Here is a 13,384-nt window from a genome sequence, read left to right on the forward strand (position 1 = left end):
GCGGTCACTGCCCGGCAATCTGCTCTTTGGTATAGAAACCGTCCTTCTCCAACAGGTCGATATTGGCCTTGGTCAGCGGGGTCGGCGTGAGCAGGATGGTGTCGACTTTTTTGCTGCCATTGTCGTATTGCGAGCTGTAGCTGGGTTTTTCATTGCGCGCCAGCTGCACCGAGAGCTTGGCGGCTTCGGTGGCGATCAGCTTGAGCGGCTTGTACACGGTCATGGTCTGGGTGCCGTCGATCACGCGCTTGACGGCGGCAAGGTCGGCGTCCTGGCCGGAAATCGGCACCTTGCCCGCCAGTTTTTGCGCGGCCAGGGCCTGGATCGCGCCGCCTGCGGTGGCATCGTTGGAGGCGACGATGGCGTCGATCTTATTGTCGTTTCGGGTCAGGGCATTTTCGACGATGCTCAGGGCTTCGGTGGGGTTCCATTCCTTGACCCACTGCTGGCCGACAATCTTGATGTCGCCCTTGTCGATGGCCGGCTGCAGCACCTTCATCTGGCCTTCGCGCAGTACCTTGGCGTTGTTGTCGGTGGGTGCGCCGCCGAGTAAAAAGTAGTTGCCCTTGGGCGCCGCTTGCAACACGCCGTTGGCCTGCATCTCGCCGACTTTTTCGTTATCGAAGGAGATGTACGCGTCAATGTCGGCGTTGAGGATCAAGCGGTCATAGGACACCACCTTGATCCCGGCCTTCTTGGCTTCGGCGACGGCGTTGGTCAGCACCGTAGCGTTGAACGGCACGATGACGATCACGTCAACACCGCGAGAGATGAGGTTTTCGATCTGCGAAATTTGCTTCTGCTCGTTAGCGTCGGCCGACTGCACGAACACCTTGGCATCGAGTTTTTCGGCGGCGGCGACAAAGTAATCGCGGTCGCGGGACCAGCGCTCCAGGCGCAGGTCGTCGATGGAAAAGCCGATTTTCGGGTGGGCCGAGTCGGCCATCACCGGCAGGGCGAGCAGGGCCAGGGCAGTGGCGAGCAGGGTGCGTTTGAATACTTTCATGGTGGTGCGTCCTTTTATTGTTGTTGGAAAGACACTTTTTTGCTGACAGTACTGTACCTGTGGCGAGCGGGCCTCTGTGGCGAGCGGGCTTGCCCCGCGTTGGGCTGCGAAGCGGCCCTAAAACCAGACAATGCGGTGTATCAGTTAAAACCGAGTTGCCAGTAACAGGGGCCGCTTCGCGCCCCAACGCGGGGCAAGCCCGCTCGCCACAGAGGCCCGCTCGCCACAGAAGCAGCGAGTGGTCAGGTGTAGATAAACCGGTTGACCACGCCTTCGAGCATCTCCTGGCGACCACTCACGGCTTGCGGGTTCAATGCTTGTGCAAAGGCATGTTCAGCCAACGATTCCAGGCTGAATTCACCGGCCAACACTGCCTGGCCCAAGGGTTGCTGCCACCCGGCATAACGCTGGTCCTTGAACTGCTGCAACTGGTCGTTCTGCACCATGGCCGCTGCGCGTTCCAGGGACAGGGCCAGCACATCCATGGCGGCGACATGCCCATGGAACAGGTCAACCTCATCCAGGCTCTGGCGGCGCACCTTGGAGTCAAAATTGTAGCCGCCGTTCTTGAAGCCGCCGGCCTTGAGGATTTCATAGGTGGCCAGGGTCATCTCCTCGACGCTGTTGGGGAACTGGTCGGTGTCCCAGCCGTTCTGCGGGTCGCCGCGGTTGGCGTCGATGCTGCCAAAAATCCCCAGGGACACGGCGGTGGCAATTTCATGGTGAAAACTGTGCCCGGCCAATGTGGCGTGGTTGGCCTCGATGTTCACTTTTATCTCGTGTTCCAGGCCGAACTCATGCAGGAAGCCGAATACCGTGGCGCTGTCGTAATCGTATTGGTGCTTGGTCGGCTCCTGGGGCTTGGGTTCGATCAGCAAGTCGCCCTTAAAGCCGATCTTGTACTTGTGCTCGACCACCATGCGCATAAAGCGCCCGAGCTGTTCGCGCTCGCGCTTGAGGTCGGTGTTAAGCAGGGTTTCATAGCCTTCGCGACCGCCCCAGAGTACATAGTTGGCGCCCTTGAGACGTTGGGTGGCGTTCATCGCGCTGAACACTTGGGCAGCCGCATAGGCGAACACCTCCGGGTCCGGGTTGCTGGCGGCGCCAGCGGCAAAACGCGGGTGGCTGAAGCAGTTGGCGGTGCCCCACAGCAACTGGATGCCGGTGTGTTCCTGATGGCGCTCAAGGTGGTCGACCATCTGCGCGAAGTGATTGCGGTATTCCTTGAGCGAACTGCCTTCGGGTGCCACATCGGTGTCGTGAAAGCTGTAGTAATCGATGCCCAATTTGGAGAAAAACTCGAACGCCGCTTCAGCCTTGCCGATCGCAACGTCCATCGGCTCGCCGCTGCGCTGCCACGGGCGCTTGAAGGTGCCCATGCCGAACATGTCCGCCCCCGGCCACACGAAGGTGTGCCAGTAGCAGGCAGCCATGCGCAGGTGTTCACGCATGGGCTTGCCGAGGATCAGTTTGTTGGCATCGTAATGGCGAAAGGCGAGGGGGGCGTCGCTGCTGGGGCCTTCGAAGCGAACCTTCTCGACACCTGGGAAGTACGGCATGGCGTTTTCCTTATTGTTCTTGGCGGTGCCCCGATACTAGCAACGGCATCGGCACTGCCGATTATGAAAATCACCAAGCCATGGTGCGATTTTGAGTGATTGGCTCGGAATGGCTCAGGGAGTACGTGATTTAGGGAAACGTCTGACTTTACGTCGAGTAAACGCCTCTTCAAAGTTTGGCTTTCATCTAAGGCAGCCAGTAAGGAAGACACCTATGAACGCATTTAACACCTCGTTATATACCAATGAAGTGTCGCCTGACCTGCTTAACCAATTAGAGCGCTCGCCTTTTACAACGCAGCAATTGTCCAGTGTTAGTGAGCGCGCTTTGCAGATAATTAGAGAGCAGCAGGCTTATTGCAACGCTCATCCGCCAATTGCTATTTACCGAGTCGCTGCCGAAGGCAGTCAGACCCGTAACGGTGGAATCATCAAGAAAACGGTATCGCAACTGGAGTTTAAATTAGCTGACGGTTCGCAAGTACGTGCCGCGCACAAGGGTGACTACGTGGAGTACGCCGACGGCACTCAGGCGTACATTGTGACCGGTGCAGGCGAAGGCAATGGCCATCTTGCGCTGGTGGGCAGTTATCTCAGCAATGGCGACCAGATCATTAATACGCCTCAGGACTTTTCAGTCTTTCTCGAGCGTCAGGGCGTTCCACTGGCCGAAGACTTTTTACCGTCGATTAAGTAGCAACAGCGGGATGCCGCAATGAAAACATGCCGGGTCATCCGCAACAGATTGAGGAGCAAACAATGAGCGTAGGTTATTTCATTGGCCAAGGTGATAAAACCACCTGCGGCGGGGAAGTGTTGGACGGCGATAAAAGAATCAACATATATGGCCTTCTTCATGCGTGCGAAGGTGACCGAGTTACCTGTGGCAAGGATGGGCAAACTTATACAATCGTCGGTGGCATTTCCTTCATGCACAGTCATGGTCGACTCATGGCGGGTACCTTGGATAGTCACAGCGACTGTCCCTGTAAAGCCGAGCTGGTTCCTTCGGTGTTTTCAGCCAAGTACCACAGTAGAGGGGGAGCCACTGTGAGTGCCACGCGCCAAGCACCGGAACCGGTGCGGTCGGTGACCCAACGGGCAACGCCCGTTCAAAGCGCTTACACACCGTCGAGCCAGTCGGTTGCGCCTGCAACAAGCGGCCTGCCGGGTCAGGACCCAGGTTTTTATATCGTGCCCAAAAGCGTTACTCGCGAAGCCTTGGAAGCCACGCTTTTTCCGATTCGGGACCCAGCGGTGATGCGCAAGTTTCAATCGCTCAATCCCAAAGCGAGCCACGTCAAAGCCGGCTCGATGATCGTGCTCAGCGATCCGAACAACACATCCTGCACCTATCAGGAAGCGCAACTCATGCAGGCCGCTCAGCGGGTCGATGCATCCCTGGATGCCTTGACGCCGGACGAGGCCGACTTTTTGCATCGCCATGCTGCCGAAATTGCCGGTTTTATCGGCCATACCTCGACCTGGCTGGGCGTCAGTGCGGTGGTGATGGAGAAGCACCTGACCAGCCTGCGCGACACCCTTCAAGCCATCGAGCGCCTGCATCAGCAAAACTATCGCCAGCACGGCCACCTCAAGTCGCCGCAGTTCTTCGCTGATCGCCAGCGGCTGATGAATCAGTTAGATGCTCATTTGCTGAACTCCACCCGCTTGCGAGGACAAACAACGCTGGGCGATCACCCCAAGTTGAAAACGGCCCTTGGAATCTCCAGTCGGAGTTTGGTGCATCACTGGGACAAGGCAGGTGGGCCGGGGCAGATTCCGGGGTATGCCGCGCATGTGGAAGCGACGAGTCGGGCAGCTAATACATGAAGATGGGCGGGTACATCGGAATTGGTCTTGGCGGGGTGTCTTCGTTGTTGGCTGTTCAGCAGGTGTGTAACGGGGATTCTGGGGCGGCTTGTGAGAAGGTCAAGTTTACTGAAGCGGGCAAGTTTGGCTTATCCACCGCTCTTGGTGCTTTTAGTGGATGGGCAGCTGGCGCCGCCAGTGCCCCAGTCTGCCTGGGGATTGGCGTAGCTACAGGTGGTATTGGAGGTGTTGTCTGTGTTGCGGCCTTAGTGGGTGCTGGCGCATGGGCGGGGACTACTGCAGGTGGTATGGGCGGCGAATACGTAGGTGAGATGATTTACGAGGCTACGCAACCATGACCAGTATCGATACTTGGCCAAGGTGGGTGGCGATCATTGTCACGGGTGGACCCGGTTTGCTCTCCGTCGTTGGTCTTGCATACAGCCTGTTCCTTACCCACCGTCGCCTGGACGCCATAAAAGAGGCCTTGAAGAACAGCCGTTATATATATATATATGGGGAGATAGCTTGGGGAAACGTGGTGTAATTTGGTCCCTGCTGGAGATGTCAAAAATCGCCGGAATAGTGGTGTGGCCGAGGGCCTCTATCATTAATGGAGAACTTGACCCAGTCGATCTCGAAAATTTTCCACCTCACCTGAAACGTCATCTGATGATCATCATGACGATGGCTTTCACTGCAATAGCTTGGGGAATAGCTGCAGCCGTGCTGGTGAAATTTAGGTAACTCGAACGGGCCTTACCCGAGGCCCGCTATCCTGAGCAGTCAGACCTCTGAGTACTCATCTGCACCCACCGGCCCAGGACAAAAACAATGAAAACCCTACCGCCCGTGCACCGCATCGCCCTGTTGTTCAACGGCAGCAAAATCTACGACCGCGGCATCATCGCTGGTATCGGCAATTACTTGAGCAGTACCCGTGCGTCCTGGGATTTGTTCCTGGAAGAAGATTTTCTGTGCAGGCTGAGAGGCATCGAGCGTTGGCAGGGCGACGGCATCATTGCTGACTTCGACGACCCGTTGATTGGCGAGGCGTTAGCTGGCAGCAAGTTGCCGGTGGTGGCGGTAGGTGGTTCTTACGAGGATGCGCGTGCCTATCCCAAAGGCATTCCGTATGTGGCCACGGATAACTACGCGTTGATCAAACTCGCTTATGAACACTTGATTGAGGCTGGCCTGACTCGCTTTGCCTGCTTCAGCCTGCCCGAAGCCCAGGCCAACCGCTGGGCGCAGGAGCGCGAGAAAGCCTTTCGCCGCCTGATGCAACGCGATGGTTTGCAGGTTGAGGTTTACCGTGGGCTGGGCACCAGCGCGCCGCTGTGGGACAGCGCGGTGGAGCAGCAGATTGCCTGGCTGCAAGCCTTGCCCAAGCCCATCGGCATCATCGCCGTCACTGACGCCCGCGCCCGGCAATTGCTGCAAGCCTGCCTGACTGCCGGCATCGCCGTGCCGGAACAGGTCGCGTTGATCGGCATCGACAACGACCCGCTGACCCGCACGCTTACGCGCGTGCCGCTCAGCTCGGTCATCCAGGGCACCGAAACCATGGGCCGCACGGCCGCCGCGCTGCTGCACCAGATGCTGCACGGCAAACCCTGCGCGGACACGCAGATCCTGGTGCCGCCGGATGCAATCAATGTGCAGGCCTCCAGCTTGCATCAACCGTTGGGCAACCCGTATGTGATGCAGGCGTTGCTGTTTATTCGCCAATACGCCTGCCAGGGCATCAAGACCGCGCAGGTGGCGGCGTATGTGGGTGTGTCGCGCTCATCCCTGGAGTCGTACTTTCGCAAGGTGCGTGGTTGCAGCGTGCATGACGAGATTCTGCGCTTTAAACTCGCGGCGGCGGCCAAGGGCCTGGAAGACCAGGCGTTGGCGATCGCCGACGTTGCCCACAGTTGTGGCTTTAAATCGGCGCAGTACCTGCACACGGTGTTTCGGCGGGAGTTTGGCTGTACGCCGCGTGAGTACCAGCATGGCGCAATTACACCGTAGAACAACTGTGGGAGCTGGCTAAGATCGTTCCCACGTTCCACGTGGGAATGCATCCCGTGACGCGCCGCGTCACACATGCGCAGATGGCGGGACGCGGAGCGGCCCATGAGGCATTCCCACGCAGAGCGTGGGAACGATCCTCAAGCCCTTGAAAGAGCCGGCCTTTAGAATACGGCTTTGACCTGCAAACCCAGCACCAGCGCGTTATCGATGTTCTCACCGGAAAACGCCCCCGGTTCGAGGATGTATTGCACATCCGGGCGCAGCGTCAGCCACGGCGTGGCCTGGTAGCCATAACTGAGTTCGATCAATTGCTCGGCATTGTTCAGGTTGGGGTAGTCCGCCCCGGCATTGAACGCCGCCAACTCTTGCACGTCACGGCTGCGTGGGTTCGGCACCGCACGGCCATAACCCAGGGCGACGGTGTCGCGTGGGCGGCCTTCAAACGGCTTGTACAGCACCACGCCCGCGCCGTACCACTTGCTGAACGGCGAGGCGGCTTCACTGGCCGCCGAGTATTGGCCGAAGGCGTGCAGCACACGGCCTGCGGATGTGCTGGAAGCCCAGACAGCCTGGTCGATCAGCAGGTAGTGACCACCTCGACCATTGACGTCTTGGTTGCTGCCAATGCGCTTCACATTGGAGCTGTCGTAGTAATAGCCCAGCTTGTACTCGCCCGGCAGCGTGCCCGTGTGTTTGTACACCAGCTCGATCGGCACCACGGTGCCGGTGGTGCGTTTTGGGTCCAGGCGCCAGGCACGGCTGGAGTTGCCGTTGCTGTCAGGGTCGACATTGAATGCCGCCACGCGCAGTTGCCAGTTCGGCGAAAAGTCGTATTTCACCCGCGCACCCAGGCGCGCATTCGGGTAGTTGGTCCAGCCGCTGCCGCCGGACATGTTCAGCGGGTGCCCGCAGAAACCGGCGTTCATGAAGTTGCACAGGATGCCGCTGTCGAGGCCGCCGAGGTCGTTGCCCATCGCCATGTAACCGAGCTTGATGTTCAGCGCGGGCGTGAACAGCGTGCGCTCGTAGCTCAGTTCGGTGAGACGGGTGTAGAGGCCGCCATAGTTTTCCTGGATCGGCAGGCGGTTGCCCACCAGGTCTTCGGAGGCGCTGTTGCCGCGCCGGTCGTTGATGGTCAGCTGAATGCGGTCGCCATTGGTCAAGCCGTAGAGCTTGCCGAGGTCGAACTGCACACCGAGCTTGATGTTCTGCGAGTAGCGCGCGGAGCGGTGTTGGCCGCCGTCGGCGTTGTAGGCGGTCTCGCCGCTGTAGTCGCCGGTAAAGCGGATGCCTTGCTCATCGAGTTCACGACGCAGGCCGCCCCAGTCGCCGGTGAGGGTGGTGTCGTCGGCTTGAACGGGCAGGGCGGCAGCAAAGGCCAGGCCCAGCACCAGGCGGCCCAAGGGCAGAGGAGAAGTGAGGGTCATGCGGGGGCTTCCAAACGGCATGGATAGAAGAAGCGCGCGGTGCGGGGAGCACCGCGCGAACAGCGGGGCGTTACGGCAAGGCGTAAGCGATCACGTAGTCGCCACGGTCGGTGGACTGGCGCGCACCGCCGGCGGTGATGACGATGTATTGCTTGCCGGTTTTGGGCGACACATAAGTCATTGGGCCGCCTTGGCTGCCTACCGGCAGGCGAGCTTTCCAGACTTCATCACCGTTGCCGCTGTTGAAGGCGCGCAGGTAGAAGTCCTGGGTGCCGGCGATAAAGATCAGCCCGCCCTGGGTCGACAAGGTGCCGCCCAGTGTCGGCAGGCCGATCTTGATCGGCAGGTGCATGCGGATGCCCAGCGGGCCGGTGTCCTCAACAGTGCCGACCGGCACTTGCCAGGCGATCTGCTGGGTCTTCATGTCGATGGCGGTCAGGGTGCCGAACGGCGGCGCCTGGCACGGAATGCCGGCCACCGACAGGAAGCGGTTTTTGTTCACCGCATACGGCGTGCCCTTGAGCGGCACGGCGCCCATGCCGGTGTTCAGCGCTTCGCCACCGGAGGCGGCCTGGGCCTTGTTCTGCGACGGCACCATCTGGATCCACAGGCCCAGGCGCATGTCATTGACGAAGATAAAGCCGTGTACCGGGTCGGTGGAAATACTGCCCCAGTTCATGCCGCCCAGAGAACCTGGGAAGCTCAGCGACTTATCCGTGCCCGGCGCGGTGTACAGGCCTTCGTAGCGCATGCCTTTGAAGTCGATGCGGCACAGCAGTTGGTCAAATGGCGTGGCACCCCACATGTCCGATTCGGTGAGCGTCTGCGCGCCGATCTGTGGCATGCCCACGGATTTAGGCTGGGTCAGCGAGTAAGGCTCGTTGGGAATGTTGGCGGCCTTGACCGGTACTTCCTTCACGTCGGTCAGCGGCTTGCCGGTGGCGCGGTCGAGCACATAGATTTGCCCGGCCTTGGTGCCGATCACCACCGCCGGTACGGCCTTGGCGCTGCCAGGTGGGGTGAAGTCGATCAGGCTCGGCTGCATCGGCAGGTCGAAGTCCCACAGGTCATTGTGGACGGTCTGGTACACCCACTTTTCTGCGCCGGTGGAGGCGTCCAGCGCCAGCACCGAAGCGCCGTATTTGTGGTTCAGTTGGGTACGCTCAACACCGTAGATGTCGGTGGATGAACTGCCCATCGGCAAGAAGACCGTGTTCATCAGCGGGTCATAAGACATTGGCGCCCAGCTGTTCGGCGTGCTGCGTACATAAGTGCTGCCGGCTGCCGGGGCTTGCTTGTCTTCGGGGTTGCCCGGATCGAACGCCCAGCGCATCTGGCCACTGATCACGTCGAAGCCGCGGATCACACCGCCGGGCATATCGGTTTGCACGTTATCCGCCACACGGCCGCCGACCACCACGGTGGTGCCGGCGATCAAGGGGGCCGAGGACAGTTGGTAGTAGCTGTCAGGTACATTGCCCAGGCCGGCTTTGAGGTCCACCTGGCCGTGGGTGCCGAAGTCTTCGCAGAATTTGCCGGTGTCGGCATCCACCGCGATCAGGCGCGCATCAATGGTGTTGGTCAGCAAGCGGCGTTGGCATTGCGCCCCGGCCGGTACGCTGGCAGCAATGATCGGCGAGCTGTTCGGCTGGGTGGGCTGGGCAATCGGCGCGGTGGCGTCGAAATACGCCATGCCGCGGCAACGCTGCCAGACTGCCGACTTGGCGTTGACTTCGTTTTTCCACAGCTCTTTGCCGGTGTCGGCATCCAGGGCGATCAGGTTGTTGTGTGGGGTGCAGATAAACACCTTGTTGCCGATCTGCAGGGGCGTCAGTTGGTCTTCGGCACCATTGCCGTCGCTGATCGCGACGTCGCCGGTGTGGTAGGTCCACGCCACTTTGAGTTTATTGACGGTGTCGCGGTTGATCTGGTCCAGCGCCGCGAAACGGCTGCCACCTTCGGTGTTGCCGTAGTGCGCCCAGTCCTTCTGCGCATCGGCAGCGGCCACTGGCGTGATGCCTGGGCCTTTGCCGGTAGGCGCGACGCTTGGGTGCGCCACGAACATGTTGCCCGCCGCCACCGCCACGCCCACTGCCAGTACCGCAGCGACGCCATAGGCGCCGCGCGCAGGGCGGCCGACCAGCAGCGGATACACCAGCGCCACCACCAGGCCGATCACCGTAAACATGAACAGGCGCGAAAATAGCGGCCAGTACACCAGGCCCACATCCGCAATCGCCCACACGGCGGTGCAGACCAGGAACGCGGCGAACAGCCACGCGCCCGCCGGCTTGCGCCGCGCGATCAACAAGCCGGAAATGGCCATGGCCACGCCACCGACCAGGAAGTACCAGGAACCGCCCAGGCTGACCAGCTTGGCGCCGCCCACAGCCAGCGCTACGCCGAGCAGGGCGATAACCACGCCCAGGCCCAGCAGGAGAAATCTAGAGGCGCCAGCGGCGCGCGATGCTCTTTTCATGTCGACAGGACTCGAAGGTGAGAGGGCAAAGACGCGATTTTAGCAATATAAGTAACCAGTTAGTACATTGTGCTGCGTAATAGTCTTTTACAAATGTGGGCACAACGTGAAAGCCTTGGTTCGCAGGGGCATCGATGCGAACACCGATGTCGCCAGCGGCAAAGGTCAACTGTGGGAGCTGGTTTGCCTGCGATAGCGGTTTGTCGGTGTACATATCCATTTCTGCGGTAACGGCTTCTATTGGTTCCGCTCTTACAGCGGGTCACTTTTGGCAAACGCCTCAAAAGTAACCAAAAGGTCTGTGCCCCACCACTCGGCCCCTCGCTTAGGCTCGGTGTGCCCTCACTCCGGCTTGAATCCGTGGGCCGCCGCGATGGGCCATCCTTGGCCCAGCGCGGCTAACCCGGCGTCCTGCCGGGTTACCCACGGATTCAAGCCTGCGTTCGGCCATCGTGGTTAACGGGGCGTCTCAGATCAAAAGCAGATCAAGATCAAAATCTAAAGCACGGCGGCCTGAAAGCCGACCTGAGTGGTTGAAACAAAAGCCAGATCAAGTGCAAGGCAAAAGCCTATCTGAATACACTGAAGAGCTGCTTTTCTGTGGGAGCTGGCTTGCCTGCGATGCAGACACCTCGGTACATCAGGTACATCGAGTTGATGCCATCGCAGGCAAGCCAGCTCCCACATTAGACCGAGTATGGCTCTGCTCTTGCTCTTGCTCTTGCTCTTGCTCTTGCTCTTGCTCTTGCTGTTGCTGTTGCTCCGGCCCTTACATCCTTTTCGATGACGAAGTCAGCGGTCTTTTGATCTGCGCTTTTGATCTTGATCTTGATCTGAAATCGCCCCGTCAAACACGATGGCCGGAATCTGACAGTGATTTGGGGGGTAAACCGGCAGGGATGCCGGTTTAGCCGCGCTGGGCCAAGGATGGCCCATCGCGGCGGCCCCCCAAATCACTGTCGGATTACGGGCATGCCGAGCCTAAGCGAGGCACCGAGTGTTGGGGCGAAGACTTTTTGGTTACTTTTGTGTCTTTACAAAAGTGACCCGCTGTAAGAGCGGAACCCTACTCAGCCGTTACCGCAGCAACGGATATGTACACCACCACCAACAACCCGCCATCGCAGGCAAGCCAGCTCCCACATAAACCCCGTTCCACTTGGGGATTTATGTGAGAGCCCCAGCGACAAAGCTAAATTTGGCTATGACTCTACGTGCGCCAGAAACGCCCCCACACACGCCATGCACGCCTCACGCTCTTCAACATGCGGCATATGGCTCGACGCCTCAAAAATCTGCCAGCGCACGTCGCGAATACCATCGGCAAACGGCTGCACCGTAGCCGGCGTGGCCTCATCAAAGCGCCCAGAGATTAGCAGTGTGGGTACTTGAATCTGCGCCAGGCGCTCAACGATGCTCCAGTTGCGCAGGCTGCCGATCACATGGAACTCAGTGGGGCCGTTCATGGTGTGATAGACGGTGGGGTCGTCGTCGATGGCGGCATTGGTGCGCAGCACTTCGGCGGGTTCCGGCTGGAGGCGGCAGACGTGGCGGGCGTAATACACCTGCGAGGCCGCGTGATACTCGGCGCTGTCGGTGGTGCCGGCCGCCTCATGGCGCAGCAGGGTGGCCTGCACCTCGGCCGGCAGTGCCTGGCGCAGCTCATTCGCGGCGGCGCGCCACAGGTGCATGGAGGCCGGCGAATTGGCGATGATCAATGCCTTTAACCCGGCGGGTTGGCGTACCGCGTGTTCAGCACCGAGCATGCCGCCCCAGGACTGGCCCAGCAGCGCGTAATCGCGGATGTGCAGGTGCTCGACCAGGTTGTTCAGCTCGGCCAGGAACAGCTCCACGTTCCAGAAGTCAGCGGGTGCGTCGCGCAGGTGCGTGGAGCGGCCGTTGCCGAGTTGGTCGTAGTGCACCACCGCGCGGCCCGTATCGGCCAGGTCCTTGAAACTGTCGACGTAGTCATGGGTGCAGCCGGGGCCGCCGTGCGCGACGATCAAGGGCAGGCGCCCGGACTTCAAGTCGCCGGTGACCCGGAACCATGTTCGGTAGCCACGGAAATCGGCATAACCTTCGTGAACCTGCATGCTGTGTACCTCCTTGGATAGATGCGCTACAGGCTAGTCAAAACCGCGCGCCAGGGGCACTGGTAAAAATGATAGGTTCTCAGCTTAAAAGCACCCTGAGCTTAAGCCAGTGCGTCACGCTGCATCGACTGCAGGTTCTTCTCGATGGTTTCGCAGATGGTTTCCATCTGGATCTGGTGCTCGCTGGAATGAAACGGGCTTTGCAGGTCAGTGCCGATGCGTTCGATCGCCAGCAGCATAAAGCCCACCACGGTCGAGGCCAGCGGGGTGAACCAACCCAGGGATTCCACTAGGCCCACCGGCACGATCAGGCAGAACAGCGAGATAAACAGCCGCGGGAAATACACGTAAGGGTAGGGCAGCGGCGTATTGGCGATACGCTCCATGCCGCCCTGGGCGTTGGACAGGTCCACCAGCGTCGACTCCAGCCGTGCCAGGCGAATACTGTCCAGGTGCCCGGCCTTGTATTCGCGGGCCAACAACGTCGCCGAGCCGGTGAGGATGTCATTGGCAAAGTTGTTGGTAGCGCCATTGCGCGCAAACTCGTCGGCGGGGATAAACGCACGCACTTCATCCGGGCACGGCCGGCCCTTGAGGTGCGCCGCCAGGCAGTTCACATAGGCCACATGGCGGCGCAACAGAGTGGCTTTGACCGGGTTCACCTCGCCGTTGGAATCATCCAGCAACGTCAGTACCTGGCGGGCAAAACTGCGCGAGTTATTCACCATGGCGCCCCACAACGTGCGTGCTTCCCACCAGCGGTTATAGGCGCTGCTGTTACGAAAACTGATCAGCACCACCAACGCCGAACCCAGCAGGGTCAGTGGCATCAGCGGCAAGTTGATCTTGGTAGTCAGGAACAACATGAAATCGACCGTGACGGCCACATCCCACAACAACAGCCAGAACAAGGCCCAACCCACATAGCCCATGGTTTTGATAATCAGGCGGTACTTTTTGATGATGGCGGCTTTCAAACGAGGACCTCA

8 protein-coding genes and 1 pseudogene are annotated in these 13,384 nt (G+C 59.8%); 3 read left to right on the forward strand and 6 right to left on the reverse strand.

Features of this window, described 5'->3' with window-relative positions; translation table 11 throughout:
• Positions 1–4: 4 nt before the first annotated feature.
• Both xylF and xylA read right to left on the reverse strand, forming a co-directional pair.
• Complete coding sequence (gene xylF, locus P5706_RS13290) at positions 5–1,006, reverse strand: D-xylose ABC transporter substrate-binding protein (RefSeq protein ID WP_285679500.1); 1,002 nt, start codon at positions 1,004–1,006, stop codon at positions 5–7.
• A gap of 242 nt (positions 1,007–1,248) precedes the next feature.
• Positions 1,249–2,565: a xylose isomerase gene (gene xylA / locus P5706_RS13295; protein ID WP_285679501.1), complete on the reverse strand. Its 1,317-nt coding sequence runs from the start codon at positions 2,563–2,565 to the stop codon at positions 1,249–1,251.
• 214 nt (positions 2,566–2,779) lie between these two features.
• Between xylA and P5706_RS13300 the strand changes: the two genes are divergently transcribed.
• From P5706_RS13300 to P5706_RS13310, 3 genes and pseudogenes are all read left to right on the forward strand, one after another.
• Positions 2,780–3,262: a hypothetical protein gene (locus P5706_RS13300; protein ID WP_285679502.1), complete on the forward strand. Its 483-nt coding sequence runs from the start codon at positions 2,780–2,782 to the stop codon at positions 3,260–3,262.
• A gap of 62 nt (positions 3,263–3,324) precedes the next feature.
• Positions 3,325–4,736: pseudogene (locus P5706_RS13305) on the forward strand (PAAR domain-containing protein).
• 475 nt (positions 4,737–5,211) lie between these two features.
• On the forward strand, positions 5,212–6,393 hold the full coding sequence (locus P5706_RS13310) for a XylR family transcriptional regulator (protein ID WP_285679505.1): 1,182 nt from the start codon (positions 5,212–5,214) through the stop codon (positions 6,391–6,393).
• 164 nt (positions 6,394–6,557) lie between these two features.
• On the opposite strand, the gene P5706_RS13315 is transcribed toward P5706_RS13310, so the two are convergent.
• The 4 genes from P5706_RS13315 to P5706_RS13330 all read right to left on the reverse strand — a co-directional run bounded on the left by P5706_RS13315 (position 6,558) and on the right by P5706_RS13330 (position 13,372).
• Positions 6,558–7,823: a carbohydrate porin gene (locus P5706_RS13315; protein ID WP_285679506.1), complete on the reverse strand. Its 1,266-nt coding sequence runs from the start codon at positions 7,821–7,823 to the stop codon at positions 6,558–6,560.
• Positions 7,824–7,893: 70 nt separating this feature from the next.
• A complete protein-coding gene (locus tag P5706_RS13320) occupies positions 7,894–10,302 on the reverse strand; it encodes a glucose/quinate/shikimate family membrane-bound PQQ-dependent dehydrogenase (protein WP_285679507.1) in 2,409 nt (802 codons plus the stop codon).
• Positions 10,303–11,504: 1,202 nt separating this feature from the next.
• A complete protein-coding gene (locus P5706_RS13325) occupies positions 11,505–12,395 on the reverse strand; it encodes a proline iminopeptidase-family hydrolase (RefSeq protein WP_200434687.1) in 891 nt (296 codons plus the stop codon).
• Positions 12,396–12,496: 101 nt separating this feature from the next.
• Positions 12,497–13,372 (reverse strand): bestrophin family protein, encoded by an 876-nt coding sequence (locus P5706_RS13330; RefSeq protein ID WP_200434686.1) that lies wholly within the window; start codon positions 13,370–13,372, stop codon positions 12,497–12,499.
• Positions 13,373–13,384 lie beyond the last annotated feature (12 nt).

This window comes from Pseudomonas sp. ChxA (genome assembly GCF_030263855.1).
Taxonomy (GTDB): domain Bacteria; phylum Pseudomonadota; class Gammaproteobacteria; order Pseudomonadales; family Pseudomonadaceae; genus Aquipseudomonas; species Aquipseudomonas fluorescens_CB.

Excerpts from the sequence above, each read along its gene's own strand:
- xylF (WP_285679500.1), bottom strand. The coding sequence starts at position 1,006 with ATGAAAGTATTCAAACGCACCCTGCTCGCCACTGCCCTGGCCCTGCTC.
- xylA (WP_285679501.1), bottom strand. The coding sequence starts at position 2,565 with ATGCCGTACTTCCCAGGTGTCGAGAAGGTTCGCTTCGAAGGCCCCAGC.
- P5706_RS13300 (WP_285679502.1), top strand. The coding sequence starts at position 2,780 with ATGAACGCATTTAACACCTCGTTATATACCAATGAAGTGTCGCCTGAC.
- P5706_RS13310 (WP_285679505.1), top strand. The coding sequence starts at position 5,212 with ATGAAAACCCTACCGCCCGTGCACCGCATCGCCCTGTTGTTCAACGGC.
- P5706_RS13315 (WP_285679506.1), bottom strand. The coding sequence starts at position 7,823 with ATGACCCTCACTTCTCCTCTGCCCTTGGGCCGCCTGGTGCTGGGCCTG.
- P5706_RS13320 (WP_285679507.1), bottom strand. The coding sequence starts at position 10,302 with ATGAAAAGAGCATCGCGCGCCGCTGGCGCCTCTAGATTTCTCCTGCTG.
- P5706_RS13325 (WP_200434687.1), bottom strand. The coding sequence starts at position 12,395 with ATGCAGGTTCACGAAGGTTATGCCGATTTCCGTGGCTACCGAACATGG.